15 protein-coding genes are annotated in these 14,697 nt (G+C 73.3%); 12 read left to right on the top strand and 3 right to left on the bottom strand.

Annotated elements, in window-relative coordinates; all coding sequences use genetic code 11:
* Positions 1-143: 143 nt before the first annotated feature.
* The 7 genes from SGUI_RS06170 to SGUI_RS17360 all read left to right on the top strand — a co-directional run bounded on the left by SGUI_RS06170 (position 144) and on the right by SGUI_RS17360 (position 7,353).
* Positions 144-1,385, top strand: coding sequence for a cysteine desulfurase family protein (locus SGUI_RS06170; RefSeq protein ID WP_066637616.1), 1,242 nt, complete (start codon positions 144-146; stop codon positions 1,383-1,385).
* The gene (gene mnmA, locus SGUI_RS06165; protein ID WP_066637613.1) at positions 1,385-2,515 is read left to right on the top strand and encodes a tRNA 2-thiouridine(34) synthase MnmA; all 1,131 of its coding nucleotides are present in this window, start codon (positions 1,385-1,387) and stop codon (positions 2,513-2,515) included. The genes SGUI_RS06170 and mnmA overlap by 1 nt, the downstream gene beginning before the upstream one ends.
* On the top strand, positions 2,509-3,213 hold the full coding sequence (locus SGUI_RS06160; protein WP_157621754.1) for a DUF1345 domain-containing protein: 705 nt from the start codon (positions 2,509-2,511) through the stop codon (positions 3,211-3,213). The genes mnmA and SGUI_RS06160 overlap by 7 nt, the downstream gene beginning before the upstream one ends.
* Positions 3,214-3,231: 18 nt before the next feature.
* Positions 3,232-4,218, top strand: a complete 987-nt coding sequence (locus SGUI_RS06155; protein ID WP_066642910.1) for a uroporphyrinogen decarboxylase/cobalamine-independent methonine synthase family protein — start codon at positions 3,232-3,234, stop codon at positions 4,216-4,218.
* Between the two features lie 66 nt (positions 4,219-4,284).
* Positions 4,285-4,875 carry a hypothetical protein gene (locus SGUI_RS06150; RefSeq protein WP_066637606.1) on the top strand — a complete coding sequence of 197 codons (591 nt, stop codon included), beginning with the start codon at positions 4,285-4,287 and terminating at the stop codon, positions 4,873-4,875.
* 60 nt (positions 4,876-4,935) lie between these two features.
* Entirely contained in the window at positions 4,936-7,086 is a 2,151-nt protein-coding gene (ligA, locus tag SGUI_RS06145; RefSeq protein ID WP_066637597.1) for an NAD-dependent DNA ligase LigA, read from the top strand.
* Positions 7,087-7,113: 27 nt separating this feature from the next.
* On the top strand, positions 7,114-7,353 hold the full coding sequence (locus SGUI_RS17360) for a PIN domain-containing protein (RefSeq protein WP_157621753.1): 240 nt from the start codon (positions 7,114-7,116) through the stop codon (positions 7,351-7,353).
* On the opposite strand, the gene SGUI_RS06140 is transcribed toward SGUI_RS17360, so the two are convergent.
* Positions 7,283-8,746, bottom strand: coding sequence for an MFS transporter (locus SGUI_RS06140; protein ID WP_237141464.1), 1,464 nt, complete (start codon positions 8,744-8,746; stop codon positions 7,283-7,285). The two genes, SGUI_RS17360 and SGUI_RS06140, sit on opposite strands and share 71 nt — an antisense overlap.
* Before the next feature lie 22 nt (positions 8,747-8,768).
* Here SGUI_RS06140 and SGUI_RS06135 point away from each other — a divergent pair, with 22 nt between their 5' ends.
* On the top strand, positions 8,769-9,026 hold the full coding sequence (locus SGUI_RS06135) for a glutaredoxin domain-containing protein (RefSeq protein ID WP_066637591.1): 258 nt from the start codon (positions 8,769-8,771) through the stop codon (positions 9,024-9,026).
* A gap of 4 nt (positions 9,027-9,030) precedes the next feature.
* Here SGUI_RS06135 and SGUI_RS06130 read toward each other — a convergent pair whose 3' ends face one another.
* Positions 9,031-9,561 carry a DUF421 domain-containing protein gene (locus tag SGUI_RS06130; protein WP_066637588.1) on the bottom strand — a complete coding sequence of 177 codons (531 nt, stop codon included), beginning with the start codon at positions 9,559-9,561 and terminating at the stop codon, positions 9,031-9,033.
* 113 nt (positions 9,562-9,674) lie between these two features.
* Between SGUI_RS06130 and SGUI_RS06125 the strand changes: the two genes are divergently transcribed.
* Positions 9,675-10,235, top strand: coding sequence for an NADPH-dependent FMN reductase (locus tag SGUI_RS06125; RefSeq protein WP_237141463.1), 561 nt, complete (start codon positions 9,675-9,677; stop codon positions 10,233-10,235).
* Here SGUI_RS06125 and SGUI_RS06120 read toward each other — a convergent pair.
* Positions 10,213-11,022 carry a hypothetical protein gene (locus tag SGUI_RS06120; protein WP_066637578.1) on the bottom strand — a complete coding sequence of 270 codons (810 nt, stop codon included), beginning with the start codon at positions 11,020-11,022 and terminating at the stop codon, positions 10,213-10,215. The two genes, SGUI_RS06125 and SGUI_RS06120, sit on opposite strands and share 23 nt — an antisense overlap.
* A 275-nt stretch (positions 11,023-11,297) precedes the next feature.
* On the opposite strand from SGUI_RS06120, the gene gatC reads away from it, so the two are divergent.
* Genes gatC through gatB form a run of 3 tightly spaced genes read left to right on the top strand, consistent with a single transcriptional unit; the run spans position 11,298 to position 14,690 of the window.
* Positions 11,298-11,594 (top strand): Asp-tRNA(Asn)/Glu-tRNA(Gln) amidotransferase subunit GatC, encoded by a 297-nt coding sequence (gene gatC, locus SGUI_RS06115; protein ID WP_066637576.1) that lies wholly within the window; start codon positions 11,298-11,300, stop codon positions 11,592-11,594.
* Between the two features lies 1 nt (position 11,595).
* A complete protein-coding gene (gene gatA / locus SGUI_RS06110) occupies positions 11,596-13,134 on the top strand; it encodes an Asp-tRNA(Asn)/Glu-tRNA(Gln) amidotransferase subunit GatA (RefSeq protein WP_066637574.1) in 1,539 nt (512 codons plus the stop codon).
* A complete protein-coding gene (gene gatB / locus SGUI_RS06105) occupies positions 13,131-14,690 on the top strand; it encodes an Asp-tRNA(Asn)/Glu-tRNA(Gln) amidotransferase subunit GatB (RefSeq protein WP_066637571.1) in 1,560 nt (519 codons plus the stop codon). Before gatA ends, gatB begins: the two co-directional genes overlap by 4 nt.
* Positions 14,691-14,697 lie beyond the last annotated feature (7 nt).

Here is a 14,697-nt window from a genome sequence, read left to right as displayed (position 1 = left end):
GCCACGTCGAGAGCGCTGCTTCCGGTGCAGAACCTTGCCCAGGTCGAGCGGGGGCTCCGGCATGCCTGTCGCCGCCGGCTGCCGCCGCCACCCTGCGCGGATGCGCCGGCGGGGCCCGGCCGCTCGTAGACTGGCTCACCGTCATGAACACGACGCCCAGCCACCACCCCCAGGCCGCCCACGCCTACCTCGACCACGCCGCGACGACGCCGGTGCTGGACGAGGTGGTCGAGGTCGTCGCGCGGGAGATGCGTGAGACCGGCAACGCCAGCTCGCTGCACGATCCGGGCCGCCGGGCGCGGCGCGTCGTCGAGGAGTCGCGCGAGCAGGTCGCCGAGGCGCTGGGGGTCCGGCCCTCCGAGGTGGTCTTCACCTCCGGCGGCACCGAGGCGGACAACCTCGCCGTCAAGGGCACGTATGCCGCCCGCCGGGCCGCCGACCCGGCGCGCGACCGCATCGTGGTCAGCGGCATCGAGCACCACGCCGTCCTCGACCCGGTCGAGCACCTGGTCACCCACGAGGGCGCGCGGGTCACCTGGGTCGAGCCGGACGCGCAGGGCCGCATCACCCCCGACGCGCTCGAGCGGGCGCTGGACGCCGACGGCGGCCCCGGCACCGCCGCGCTGGTCAGCGTCATGTGGGCCAACAACGAGGTCGGCACGATCCAGCCGGTGCCCGAGCTCGCGGCGCTCGCGCGGGAGCACGGCATACCGATCCACTCCGACGCCGTGCAGGCCCTCGGCCAGGCGCCGCTCGACCTCAGCGCGGTCGACCTCGGCGTCGTCACCGGCCACAAGATCGGCGGCACCCTCGGGGTCGGCGTGCTCACCGCCGGGCGCGACCAGGCGCCGGTGCCCCTCACCCACGGCGGCGGCCAGGAGCGGGGGCTGCGCTCCGGCACCCTCGACACCGCCGCCATAGCCGGGCTCGCGCTCGCGGTCACGCACGCGGCCGAGCACCAGGCCAGCCACGCCCGCCACCTCGCCCGGCTCCGTGACGCCCTCGTGGAGGGCGCGCTCGCCCTCGACCCCGGCATCACCGTCTCCGGCCCCTGGACCCCGGGGGACACCACCGAGCGGCTCGCCGGCAACGCCCACCTGCGGGTCGCCGACTGCGAGGGCGACTCGCTGCTCTACCTCCTCGACGCCGCCGGCGTCGCCTGCTCGACCGGGTCGGCGTGCCAGGCAGGGGTGCCGCGGCCCAGCCACGTGCTGCTGGCGATGGGCATACCGGAGGAGGAGGCGAAGGGCGCGCTGCGGCTCACCCTCGGCCACGCGTCGAGCCAGGCCGACGTCGACGCCTTCCTCGCCGCGCTGCCGCCCGCGCTGGAGCGCGCCCGCCGCGCCCACGCCGCGAGCCGCCCCTCGACGGCGAGGAGCGCCTGATGCGCGTCGTCGCCGCCATGAGCGGCGGGGTCGACTCGGCCGTCGCGGCAGCCCGCATGCTCGACGCCGGCCATGAGGTCGTCGGCGTCCACCTCGCCCTCGCGCAGTCCGCCTCGACCCTGCGCGAGTCGGCCCGCGGCTGCTGCACCATCGAGGACGCCGGCGACGCCCGCCGGGTCGCGGACCGGCTCGGCATCCCCTTCTACGTCTGGGACATGGCGCAGCGCTTCCGCGAGGACGTCGTCGAGGACTTCGAGAGGGAGTATGCCGCCGGCCGCACCCCCAACCCCTGCCTGCGCTGCAACGAGAAGATCAAGTTCGCCGCGCTGCTCGACAAGGCGCTCGCTCTCGGCTTCGACGCCGTCGCGACCGGCCACTACGCCCAGGTCGAGGAGCACGACGACGCCGACGCCCCCGGCGGGGTCCGGCGCGAGCTGCACCGCGCCGTGGACGACGCCAAGGACCAGTCCTACGTGCTCGGCGTGCTCGACGCGGACCAGCTGGCCCGCAGCTTCTTCCCGCTCGGCGACACCACCAAGCCGCAGATCCGCGAGGAGGCGCGCGAGCGCGGCTTCTCGGTGGCGAAGAAGCCGGATAGCCACGACATCTGCTTCATCGCCGACGGCGACACCCGCGGCTACCTCGCGAAGCGCCTCGGCGAGCGGCCCGGCCCGATCGTCGACCCCGACGGCGAGGTGCTGGGCGAGCACGGGGGCGCGCACGGCTACACCGTCGGCCAGCGACGTGGCCTGGGGCTGAAGGTCCCGCCGGCCGACGGCAGCAAGCGGTATGTCGTCTCCACCGACACCCGCACCAACACCGTCGTCGTCGGCCCCGAGGAGCTGCTCGGCGTAGACCTCCTCGAGGGGGAGCACCTGCGGTGGTGCGGCACCCCGCCGGCGGCCGGCACCGAGATGGAGCTGGGCGCGCAGATCCGGGCCCACGGCCGGGAGTACCCCGCCCGGGTGAGCATGCGGGAGGACGCGGGCGAGGGCATACCGGCGGGGGTCACGGTGCGCCTCGCCGAGCGGGTCCGGGGCGTCGCACCCGGCCAGTCCGTGGTGCTCTACGACGGCACCCGGGTGGTGGGCTCGGCCACCATCACCGGCACGGGGCGCGCCGCGTGCTGACGAAGATGCGCAGCTGGCCCTGGTGGCTGCCCGAGTCCCGGCGCACCGTGCTGGTGATCCTGCTGTCCCTGCCGGTGGCCCTGCTCGTGCGCGGACGCCCGCGCAGCCTCGAGGAGATCCCCGCCCACGTCAGCGACAGTGCGGTGATCTTCCTGCTCATCTACCTCGTCATCTACACCGTCTTCACGCTCGTGGTGCTCGTCCGCTCTTCGCGGGCCGAGATGGAGGAGTGGGCACGGGCCGAGGACCGCGGCTCGTGGGCGCAGCGCTACGTCTACGGCACCGCGCCCGGGCCGGGGGTGTCGCTCTTCATCGGGGCGGCGGCGCTGCTGGTCACCATCGTCTGGATGCCCGGCGAGGTGATCGAGAACTCTGCCTTCTCCGCCGGGGTGCGGGTGCTGCTCGGGGTCTCGCTCGTCGTGGTGTCGTGGGTCGCGGTCGCCGTGTCCTTCACCGTCGCCTACCTCGTCGAGGACGTGCAGAGCGGGGGCAAGGCCCTGGGCTTCCCGGGCAAGGAGGTGCAGTACCGCCCGCTCGCCGACTACGCCTACCTCGCCCTCGCCGTCTCGACGACCTTCGGCACCACCGACGTCGACCTGCGGACGGGACAGGTGCGCCGGACCGCCACGGTGCACACCGTCGTCGCGTTCGTCTTCAACACGGTGGTCCTGGCCGTGGTGGTCAGCCTGCTGGCCTGAGCACCTAGAGTGTCCGCCGTGGTCGACGTCACCGGTATCGGATCCTGGCCCGGCACCCGGGTGCGCGAGGCGCTCGCGGTGGTCTGCGGCGAGCTCGCGCAGGGTCCGCGCGACGGCGTCCGCCCCGTCCCCTACCTGCCCGAGCTGCCCGCCCGCGGCCCCGGCGCTGACATGGTCGGGCGGGCCGCGCACCTGCTCGTGGACCTCCCGGTCGACCTGCAGCCGCAGGGGTGGCGGCTGGTGGACCGCCCGGGTCGCGACGCCGAGCGCGCCTCCTCCCTGCTCACCGAGGACCTGGACGAGCTGGCCGAGGCGCTCGACGGGTATGCCGGTCCGCTCAAGGTCCAGGTCGCCGGCCCCTGGACGCTCGCCGCCGCGCTGTGGCGTCCGCTCGGCGACCGCGTGCTCGACGACGCCGGGGCGACCCGGGACGTGGTGGACTCGCTGACCGAGGGGGTGCGGGCCTACCTCGCGCGGGTGCAGACCCTGGTGCCGGGCGCAGAGCTGGTCCTGCAGGTGGACGAGCCCTCGCTCGCCGCCGTGCTGCTGGGCCGGATCCGCTCCGAGTCGGGCTACCGCGTGCTGCGCACGCCGGACCGCGGCGAGGTCGTGACCGCGCTGCGGCAGGTGCTCGACCAGCCCGCTGCGCAGGTATGCGGTGTCCACACCTGCGCCGGCGACCCGCCGGTGGACGTGGTCGCGGAGGCGGGGGCGGGGTTCCTCGCGCTGGACCTCGCGCAGGTCGGGCGGGGGCGGTTCGAGCAGGTCGCGGCGGCGGTCGAGGGAGGCCGTCTGCTGTGGGCGGGCATCGACCCGGTCGCCACCGACCCCCTCGAGCCGCTGCTGCGCCGGTGGCACGAGGTCGGGCTCCCGGTCGCCGCGCTCGCCGACGTCGGCCTCACCCCGGCCTGCGGGCTGGCGTCGGCGAGCCCTGCGGAGGCGCTGCGGACGACGCGCAGCCTCTCCCAGGTCGCGTCCAGGCTCGCCGAGGCGGCTGTCGCCTAGGTCACTCCTGCCCCGTTAGGGTTACGGCGTCACGCGTGCGTCCGGCACGCCCATGGAAGGGGAGACATGTCGCAGAACCCGGGTCACGAGGACCCTCATCACGACCCGAACGCACCGCAGCACGAGGGGGGCTACCAGGCCGCGCCGAGCTATGACGCCCACGGCGGCGCCCCGGCGGGTGCGGTCGCCAAGCCGCAGCCGGTGGGGCTGGCGGAGAAGCTCATGTACGCCGGGGGCGTGGTCTCGCTCGTCACCGGCATCGTGGGCTTCTTCGAGAGCGAGGACAGCATCCGCGACCGGCTGTCGCAGGCCTCGGAGGCGATGGGCGGGTCGATGACCCCGGAGATGATCGACCAGCAGGTGGCCTTGACCCCCATCAGTGCCCTGGTCACCGGACTGATCGCCGCGGTGCTGTGGTTCCTCATCGGTCGCTTCTGCGGCAAGGGCAAGGGATGGGCGCGCATCGTCGCGACGGTCCTGGCCGTTCTCAACCTCATCAGCTTCGTGTTCGGGCTGCTCGGCAGCAGCATCATCCCTGGTGCCAGTGGCGGGACGTTCGTGCTGCTGCTGAACGCCGTCTCCGCCATCATCGCCGCGGCCGTCCTCTTCTTCCTGTGGAAGAAGGAGTCGACCGCCTACTTCAAGAGTACCCGCTGACCCGGGGCTGACGGACCAGCACGAGGGGCTGGTGTCGGTGGCGTGCAGCACAATGAGCACGTGACTGACACCAGCCCCTCGACGCGTCCCGACGGCCCCGCCGAGCAGCCCGAGCCCCCGGAGGACGTCCGGCGTCGCGCGGGCGAGCTGGCGGAGGAGATCCGCAGCCACCAGTTCGCCTACTACGTCCGCGACGCGCCCACCGTCAGCGACGGCGAGTTCGACCGGTTGCTGCGGGAGCTGGAGGCACTGGAGGAGGAGCACCCGGCGCTGCGGACCCCCGAGAGCCCGACCCAGCGGGTCGGCGGCACCTTCTCCACCGAGTTCACCGCGGTCGACCACCGCGAGCGCATGCTCAGCCTCGACAACGCCTTCTCCCCGGAGGAGCTGGACGAGTGGTTCGACCGGGTCGAGCGAGAGGCGGGAGGGGCGGAGGTCCACTACCTCTGCGAGCTCAAGATCGACGGCCTCGCGGTCAACCTGCTCTACGAGGACGGCCTGCTCACCCAGGCGCTCACCCGCGGCGACGGGCGCACGGGGGAGGACGTCACGCTCAACGTCCGCACCATCGAGGGGGTCCCGCACCGGCTCACCCCGCCGGAGCACCAGGGCGAGGGCGAGGACATACCCATCCCCGCCCTGGTCGAGATCCGCGGCGAGGTCTTCTTCCCGCTCGAGGGCTTCGCCGAGCTCAACGCCTCCCTCGTCGAGGCGGGCAAGGCCCCCTTCGCCAACCCGCGCAACTCGGCGGCCGGGTCGCTGCGGCAGAAGGACCCGCGCGTGTCCGCCCGGCGCCCGCTGCGGATGCTCGTGCACGGGATCGGCGCCCGGACCGGTTTCGACATCACCAAGCAGTCGCAGGCGTATGCCGTGCTCAAGGCGTGGGGTCTGCCCGTCAGCGAGCGGGCCCAGGTCGTCGACACGCCCGCCGAGGTGCACGAGATCGTCCGCTACTACGGAGAGCACCGGCACGACGTCGAGCACGAGCTGGACGGCGTGGTCGTGAAGGTGGACGAGGTCGCGGTGCAGCGCCAGCTCGGGACGACCTCGCGGGCGCCACGGTGGGCGATCGCCTACAAGTACCCGCCCGAGGAGGTCACCACCAAGCTGCTCGACATCCGGGTCGACGTGGGGCGCACCGGGCGCATCACCCCTTACGGCGTCATGGAGCCGGTGCTCCTGGCCGGGTCCACGGTGGAGCGTGCCACGCTGCACAACCAGTACGAGGTCCGGCGCAAGGGGGTGCTCGTCGGCGACACCGTCGTGCTGCGCAAGGCCGGCGACGTCATCCCCGAGATCCTCGGCCCGGTCGCCGACCTGCGCGACGGCACCGAGACCGAGTTCGTCATGCCCACGCACTGCCCGTCCTGCGGCACCGAGCTGGCCGAGCAGAAGGAGGGCGACAAGGACATCCGCTGCCCCAACAGCAAGGAGTGCCCGGCCCAGCTGCGCGAGCGGCTCTTCAGCCTCGCCGGCCGGGGAGCCTTCGACATCGAGGCGCTCGGGGGCGAGGGGGTGGGCGCCCTGCTCGACGCCGGGGTGATCGAGGGCGAGGCCACGCTGTTCTCCCTCACCGCGCAGGACATCGCGCGCGTCCCCCTCTACACCCGCGCCGCGAAGAAGACCGACCCGCCGGAGGCCGTCGTGGACGGGCGGGTGCTCTCGGCCAACGGCCAGAAGCTCGTCGACAACCTGCAGCAGGTCAAGGAGCAGCCGCTGTGGCGGGTGCTGGTCGCGCTGTCGATCCGGCACGTCGGCCCGACCGCGGCCCGGGCGCTCGCGACCGAGTTCGGTTCGATGGAGGCGATCCGCGCGGCCTCCGCGGAGGAGCTGGCGGCGACCGAGGGGGTCGGGCAGATCATCGCCGACTCGGTGACGGAGTGGTTCACGCTCGACTGGCACCGCGAGATCGTGGAGCGCTGGGCCGCCGACGGCGTGCGGATGGCGGACGAGCGCGACGCCTCCATCGAGCGCACCCTGGAGGGGATGACCGTGGTCGTCACCGGCTCGCTCGAGGGCTTCTCCCGCGACGAGTCCAAGGAGGCGATCATCACCCGCGGCGGCAAGGCGTCCGGCTCGGTGAGCAAGAAGACCGACTACGTCGTCGTCGGCGCCAACGCCGGGTCGAAGGCGGACAAGGCGCAGGAGCTGCGCGTGCCGGTGCTCGACGAGGAACAGTTCGTGAGGCTGCTGGAGACCGGCTCGATCTAGATTGTCTACGCGGACCAGGCTGGTGGGGTGGCCCGTTACCTGGCGCTGCGCGAGAGGTTCGGTCCGGGGATCGCGTTCGACGACGACTGCGTCCAGGCATACGACCGGATCATCACCCAGGAGACGGCCGGTGGCTCGTCGCCCCGCTCCCAGGTCATGGATCGGATGATCGCCGCCACCGCGGCGGCCCACGATTTCACGCTGGTGTCGAGGGACCGGCATGCCTTCTCCGGCCTCGAGCGGCACCTGCGGGTGGAGGTCCGGTGACCTCGGGCCGCAGCCCGAACCAGCTGATGACGCCCCCGCCCACGAGCAGGGCCGTGCACGCCAGCATCGCCCACCGGTAGCCCTCGGTGAAGGCCACGGGGTCGGCGTAGTCGTCGCCGGACAGACCGACCAGCGCGGGCAGCGCGGCCACGGCGAGCAGCGAGCCGGTGCGCGCGACGGCGTTGTTGATGCCGCTGGCCAGACCGGCATACCGGTCCGCGACGGCGGCGAGCACCGCGGCGGTCAGCGGGGAGACGAGCAGGGCGAGGCCGAGGGCGAAGACGACCATGCCGGGCGCGACGCCGGTCCACCCGGTGTCGCGCCCGATGCCCACCATGAGCACCGTGCCCACGCCGCAGACGACCGGCCCTACGGTCATGGGGATCCGTGGTCCGACCCGGTCGGCCAGCGCCGCGGCGCGGCTCGAGAGCAGGAGGAGCGCCACCGTCACCGGCAGCCCCGCCAGCCCGGAGGCGGTGGCCGACCACCCGGACGTGACCTGGAGCTGGATGACCACGAAGAGCATGACGGCCCCGAGCGCGCCGTAGACCAGCAGCGTCATCGCGTTGGCCGCGGAGAAGACCCGCGAGCCGAAGAGGTGCAGCGGCACGAGCGGGTGGCTCGCGCGCCGGCTCCACAGCAGGAAGGTGGCCGCCGCGACCGCCGTCACCACCCAGGCGAGCACCAGTGCGGCGGTCGGTGCCTCGGCGGCCGTGGTGAGCGCCCAGGTGGAGGCGCCCAGGGTCACGACGACCAGCGCCGAGCCGACCAGGTCGAAGCGCCCGGTCGACTCCTCGTCGCGGCTCTCGGGGGCCGACCACCAGGCCAGCGCGATGACCGCCAGGCACAGCGGCACGTTGATGGCGAAGATCCAGCGCCAGCTCGTGGTGTCGACGATCGCGCCACCGATGAGCGGCCCGATCGCGGCGGCGATCCCGGACACCCCCGCCCAGGTGCCGATCGCCGGCGCCCGCTCACCGGGGGCGTAGCTCGCCTGGATGAGCGCGAGCGCGCCCGGGGTGAGCAGGGCCGCCCCCACCCCCTGCACGAGACGGGCCGCGATGAGCTGTCCCGGGTCCTGGGCCAGGGCGCACAGCGCGGAGGCGAGCATGAACCACGCCATCCCGATGAGGTAGACCCGCCGGCGGCCGATGCGGTCGCCCAGCGCCCCGGCCACGAGCACGAGCGAGGCGAGCGAGAGCAGGTAGCCGCCGACCACCCACTGCAGCTGCGGCAGCGACGCCGACAGGGACTCCCCGATGGTGCGCAGCGCGACGTTGACGATCGACCCGTCGAGGATCGCGATGCCGGAGCCCAGCGTCACCGCGGCGAGCATCGCCCGGCCGCGCGGGGAGTGCCGGTCGAGGTATCCGCCCTGCGGCTGATCCGTCACCGCCACAGCGTAGGGTCTGGCCATGACAGAGCAATGTTCCCGTGCGGACGTGGTCGTCTACTGGCGTCCCGGCTGCGGCTTCTGCGCGATGCTCAAGGCGCGGCTCGGGAAGCTGCGCGACCGCGCGACCTGGATCAACATCTGGGACGACGAGGAGGCCGCCGCCTTCGTCCGTAGCGTCAACGACGGCAACGAGGTCGTGCCGACCGTGGTGATGGACGGCATACCCCACACCAACCCGAACCCGGGCATGGTCAAGGAGCGGCTGAAGGCAGCCTGACCGCTCAGGCGTGGCCGCGCTGGGTGAAGGGGCGGATGCTCGAGGCGTCCCCGATGTTGTCGTAGGTGACGACGCCGAGGCTGCCCTCGCGCATCAGCAGGACGGTGTGCACCTGCTCGAGCGACCCGTGCCCGGCACTCCGCGCCGCCTCGTGCAGGTCGGACTCGACGAGGCGGTGCCGCCGCAGCGCCCGCTGCACCGGCCGGCCGTCGGCATACAGCACCACCGGCGGGTGGTCGACCAGGCCCCGGACCCGCTCCGACCGCGCCCGGGCCCAGGCCAGGGCCCACTGCAGCGCGACGAGCACGAGCAGCACCCAGACCGCCTGGACGAGCGAGACCTGCTGGGCGGTGATGGTGCGGCCGAACGCGGAGCCGAGCGTCACGGCGATGACGAAGTCCAGCGGCGTCATCTTCGACATGGTGCGCGGCCCGGTGACCCGCAGCAGGAGCACCAGCACGAGGTAGCCGACGGTTGCGATGAGGGCGCCGTGGACGATGGGCGTCCAGCCGTTCCAGAAGAGGGTGATGTTCATCCCCCGACCGTGCCACGCCGGGGGCGGGGGCACCGACCACCGGGTCCACCCGCGATCACCGGACCGAGCGCCCTGCCCGGAATGTCCTGCCCCGGGTTCCCGTTGTCGACCGGGTGACCGATCAGACTTCTCCCACCACCGTGCTCGTGCTCGTCGGCAGCCTGCGGGTCGACTCCTCCAACCGGCGTCTGGCCGAAGCGGCGATCGCCCAGCTGCCGCCGGGGATCGACGCGCACGTCAGCGTGCTGCCCGCCCTGCTGCCCCACTACGACCAGGACCTGGATGGCGAGGACCTGCCGGAAGCCGTGACGACCTTCCGTACCGAGGTGGCCGCCGCCGACGCCCTGCTGGTCGTCACGCCTGAGTTCAACGGCAGCCTGCCCGGCGTGCTCAAGAACGCCATCGACTGGGCCTCGCGCCCGCGTGGCGAGGCCGCGCTGGAGGGTATGCCCGTGGCCGTGCTCGGAGCCGCCGCCTCGCCGCGGGCGGCGCAGTGGGCGCGCGAGGACGCCGTGCGCGTGCTGACCATCGCCGGCGCCCGACCGCTGGAGACCACGGTCGGGCTGGGTTCCTCGCTCGCGGCCTTCGACGGCGCGGACCTCACCGACCGCGAGGTCGCGGAGGCGGTGGCGGCGACGATGCGCCGCCTGGTCAGCGAGCCGCTGGCGGCCTGAGCGGCTCGTCGACGGCGTGGATCTCGTTGCCGAAGCTGCACCCCGCCCCGTCGCCGTCCTGCGGTGAGACGTCGACGACGACCCCGGTCCGCACGTCCAGGCTGACGAGGTATGCCGCCGGCAGGCTCTCCCGGGACGTCGCCAGGGTCGGGTCGTCGGGGCCGTACTCCACCAGCCGGCTGGCCACGCTGTCCAGCAGCGGGCAGCACCCGCACCGGGGGTCGTAGGCGTCGACGAGCGGGCGGCACACCGCCTGCCAGGTGCGGCGACCCCGCAGCTCGACCTCGGTCACGTCGGTGACGTCGACGCCGTCCACCTGCACGGCAGGGCCGTCGTCCTCGCCGGGGGACATGCCGTCGGCCAGCTCGGCCGGGTCGAGCATGGCGGTCCAGCGGTAGTCGCCCCACATGGGGTCGGAGTGGTCCCACGCCCAGCCCTGCGGCCGCGCAGAGACGAGGCCGTCCTCGCGGAAGGTCACGCCCTCGTCCCGGCCGGGTGGGACGTAGGGCGGAGGGGGCCCTGAGGGGCGTTCCTCCCCGGGCTCCCAGACCATGTTCAGGGCGGTGCCGTAGGGCACCTCGGTGTGGGTGAAGACCTCGCGTCCCTGCCGCACCGTGAGCCGGGGCTCCTCCCGGTCCAGCCAGGCCTGCGCCGGCTCGTCCCGCGCCGAGCTGCCACCATCCTGCGCGCGGTGCGTCCAGTGCAGCGTCCTGAAGCGCCACGGCGCACTGCGCGCCAGCGCACGGAAGTCCTCCGCGTCCGGGGTGCGGGTCAGGTCGGTGCTCACGCGGCGACGCTACCGGGCTCCCGAACAGCCGGCGACGGCTTATCGGGCCAGGGCGCGCGCACCGAGCCCCCGGACGGACCTGGGCAAGGTTCTGCACGGCATACCGCGTCGAGAGCGCTGCCTGAGGTGCACAACCTTGCCCAGGTCCGTGTCCCGGTGCACAACCTTGCCCAGGTCGGGCCCAGGGGTATGCGCTCGCCCGCCCCAGGGGTATGCGCGCCCGCCCCAGGTGCCGGGCAACAGGGCCGCAACGCGCGCGACCTAGACTGGCGGCCATGTCCAACCTCTCGCGCGAGGACGTCGCGCACGTCGCCATGCTGGCCCGGATCCAGCTCGAGGACGCCGAGCTCGACCGGTTCGCCGGCCAGCTCGACCAGATCGTCGACTGGGTGGGCCAGGTCGGCGAGGTGGCCTCGGCCGACGTGCCCCCGATGTCCCACCCGCTGCCGCTGACCAACGTGACGCGCCCGGACGAGGTGCGGCCCAGCCTGACCCGTGAGCAGGCCCTGGCCAACGCCCCGCAGGCGCAGGACGACCGCTTCGCGGTGCCGCGCATCCTGGACGAGGAGTGAGATGAGCGACACCACGACCAGCGACGCCACCGACCTCACCCGGCTCACCGCGGTCGAGATGGCCGACCGGCTCGCCGCCGGCACCCTCACCTCGGTCGAGCTGACCCAGGCCCACCTGGACCGCATCGAGCGCCTCAACCCCACCCTCAACGCCTACCTGCTCGTCGACGCCGAGGGCGCGCTCGCCACCGCCGCCGAGGTCGACGTGGCCCGGGCGACGGGGGAGGCGCTGCCCCGCCTCGCCGGCGTCCCGGTGGCCGTCAAGGACATCGCCTGCACGCAGGGCATGCGGACCACGGCGGGCAGCCGGATGCTCGAGGACTTCGTGCCGCCCTACGACGCCACGATCGTCACCCGCCTCCGCGAGGCCCGGATGCCGATCCTGGGCAAGACCAACATGGACGAGTTCGCCATGGGCTCCTCCACCGAGCACTCCGCCTTCGGCCCGACCCGCAACCCGTGGGACCTGTCCCGGATCCCCGGCGGGTCCGGCGGCGGCAGCAGCGCGGCGGTGGCGGCATACCTCGCGCCGCTGGCGATCGGCTCGGACACCGGCGGCTCGATCCGCCAGCCCGCCGCCGTGACCGGCACCGTCGGCACCAAGCCGACCTACGGCGCGGTCAGCCGCTACGGCATCATCGCGCTCGCCTCGAGCCTGGACCAGATCGGTCCGTGCGCCCGCACCGTCGCCGACGCCGCGCTCTTGCACGAGGTCATCGCTGGGCACGACCCCATGGACTCGACCTCGGTCGACGCGCCGGTCCCGGACGTCGTGGGCGCCAGCGCCACCGGTGACCTCACCGGCCTGCGGGTCGGGGTGGTGCGCGAGATCAGCGGCACCGGCGAGGGCGCCTTCCAGCCCGGCGTCCTGGCCCGGTTCGAGGAGTCGTTGGAGCAGCTGCGCGCTCTCGGCGCCGAGATCAGCGAGGTCTCCTGCCCGCACTTCGGGTATGCCATGGCGGCCTACTACCTGATCCTCCCCTCCGAGGCCAGCAGCAACCTGGCCCGCTACGACGCGATGCGCTACGGCCTGCGCGAGGTGCCCGGGGGCAGCCCCAGCGCCGAGCAGGTCATGGGTGCCTCGCGCGACGCGGGCTTCGGCGACGAGGTCAAGCGGCGCATCATCCTGGGCACGTATGCCCTCTCCAGCGGCTACTACGACGCCTACTACGGCCAGGCGCAGAAGGTCCGCACGCTCATCGCGCGCGACTTCGAGGCGGCCTTCGAGCAGGTCGACGTGCTGGTCAGCCCGACCGCACCCACGACGGCCTTCCCCCTGGGCGACAAGACGCAGGACCCGATGGCGATGTACCTCAACGACATCGCCACCATCCCCGCCAACCTCGCTGGCGTGCCCGGCATGTCGATCCCGTCCGGCACCGCCGACGAGGACGGTCTGCCCGTCGGCCTGCAGATCCTCGCCCCGGCGATGCAGGACCAGCGCCTGTATGCCGTCGGCGCGGCGCTGGAGGCCAGGTTGCGCGAGGTGCACGGCGGCTACGTCATCGAGCAGGCCCGCGAGATCGAGGTGAACGCATGAGCACGAGCACGTCCACGCGCGAGGCCGTCGTCCCGTTCGAGGAGCTGATGACCCGCTACGAGCCGGTGATCGGGCTCGAGGTGCACGTCGAGCTGGGCACCGCGACGAAGATGTTCTGCGGGTGCGCGACCCTCTTCGGCGCCGAGCCCAACACCCAGACCTGCCCGGTCTGCCTGGGCCTGCCCGGCGCGCTGCCGGTGGTCAACGCCACCGCGGTGGAGTCGGCCATCCGGATCGGCCTGGCGCTCAACTGCCAGATCGCGGACTGGTGCCGCTTCGCCCGGAAGAACTACTTCTACCCCGACATGCCGAAGAACTTCCAGACGAGCCAGTACGACGAGCCCATCGCCTTCGAGGGCTGGCTCGACGTCGAGGTGCCGCCCCGCGACGGGGTCGACGAGGAGCCGTTCACCTTTCGCGTCGAGATCGAGCGGGCGCACATGGAGGAGGACACCGGCAAGTCGACCCACGTCGGTGGCGCCACCGGCCGCATCCACGGCGCGTCGCACTCCCTCGTCGACTACAACCGCGCGGGCATACCCCTCATCGAGATCGTCACCAAGCCGCTCACCGGGGCGGGCGACCGGGCGCCGGACGTGGCCCGGGCCTACGTCGGTGCGCTGCGCGACCTGCTGCGCGCGCTGGACGTCTCCGACGTCAAGATGGAGCAGGGCTCGCTGCGCTGCGACGCCAACGTCTCGCTCATGCAGACGGGGAGCGAGCGCTTCGGCACCCGCACCGAGACCAAGAACGTCAACAGCCTGCGCTCGGTGGAGCGTGCCGTCCGCTACGAGATGACCCGGCACGCCGCGGTGCTCGACGCGGGGGAGTCGATCCTCCAGGAGACCCGGCACTGGCACGAGGACACCGGGATCACCACCTCCGGGCGGCCCAAGTCCGACGCCGACGACTACCGCTACTTCCCGGAGCCCGACCTGGTCCCCGTCGCCCCGACGCGCGAGGACGTCGAGCGGCTGCGGGCGACGCTGCCGGAGAACCCCGCCGAGCGGCGCCGCCGGCTGCAGGGCGAGTGGGGCTACAGCGACCTCGAGATGCGCGACGTCGTCAACGCCGGCGCGACCGAGGTCATCGAGGAGACCGTCGCCGCGGGAGCGACGCCCGCCGCCGCCCGCAAGTGGTGGATGGGCGAGCTGGCCCGCCGGGCCAAGACCGCGGGCGAGGACGGGGGCGCGGTCGACCTGCTCGCCCTCGGGGTCACCCCGGCCGACGTCGCCGAGCTCGACGGGCTCGTCACCGGCGGCCGGCTCAACGACTCCATGGCCCGCCAGGCCCTCGACGGCGTCCTGGCCGGTGAGGGCACGCCGACGCAGGTCGCCGACGCGCGTGGCCTCGAGCTGGTCCAGGACGACTCGGCGCTGCAGACCGCGGTCGACGAGGTCATCGCCGAGAACGCCGACGTGGTCGAGAAGATCCGCGGCGGCAAGACGCAGGCCGTCGGCGCCCTCATCGGCCAGGTGATGAAGAAGATGCGCGGCCAGGCCGACGCGGCCCGGGCGCGCGAGCTCATCCTCAGCACGCTCGGCGTCGAGGGCTGAGCGCCGG

Origin of the sequence: Serinicoccus hydrothermalis, assembly GCF_001685415.1 — a bacterium.
Taxonomy (GTDB): Bacteria; Actinomycetota; Actinomycetes; order Actinomycetales; family Dermatophilaceae; genus Ornithinicoccus; species Ornithinicoccus hydrothermalis.
Note: the sequence above shows the minus strand (reverse complement) of the source record. Positions and strands in the feature narration are given on the sequence as shown.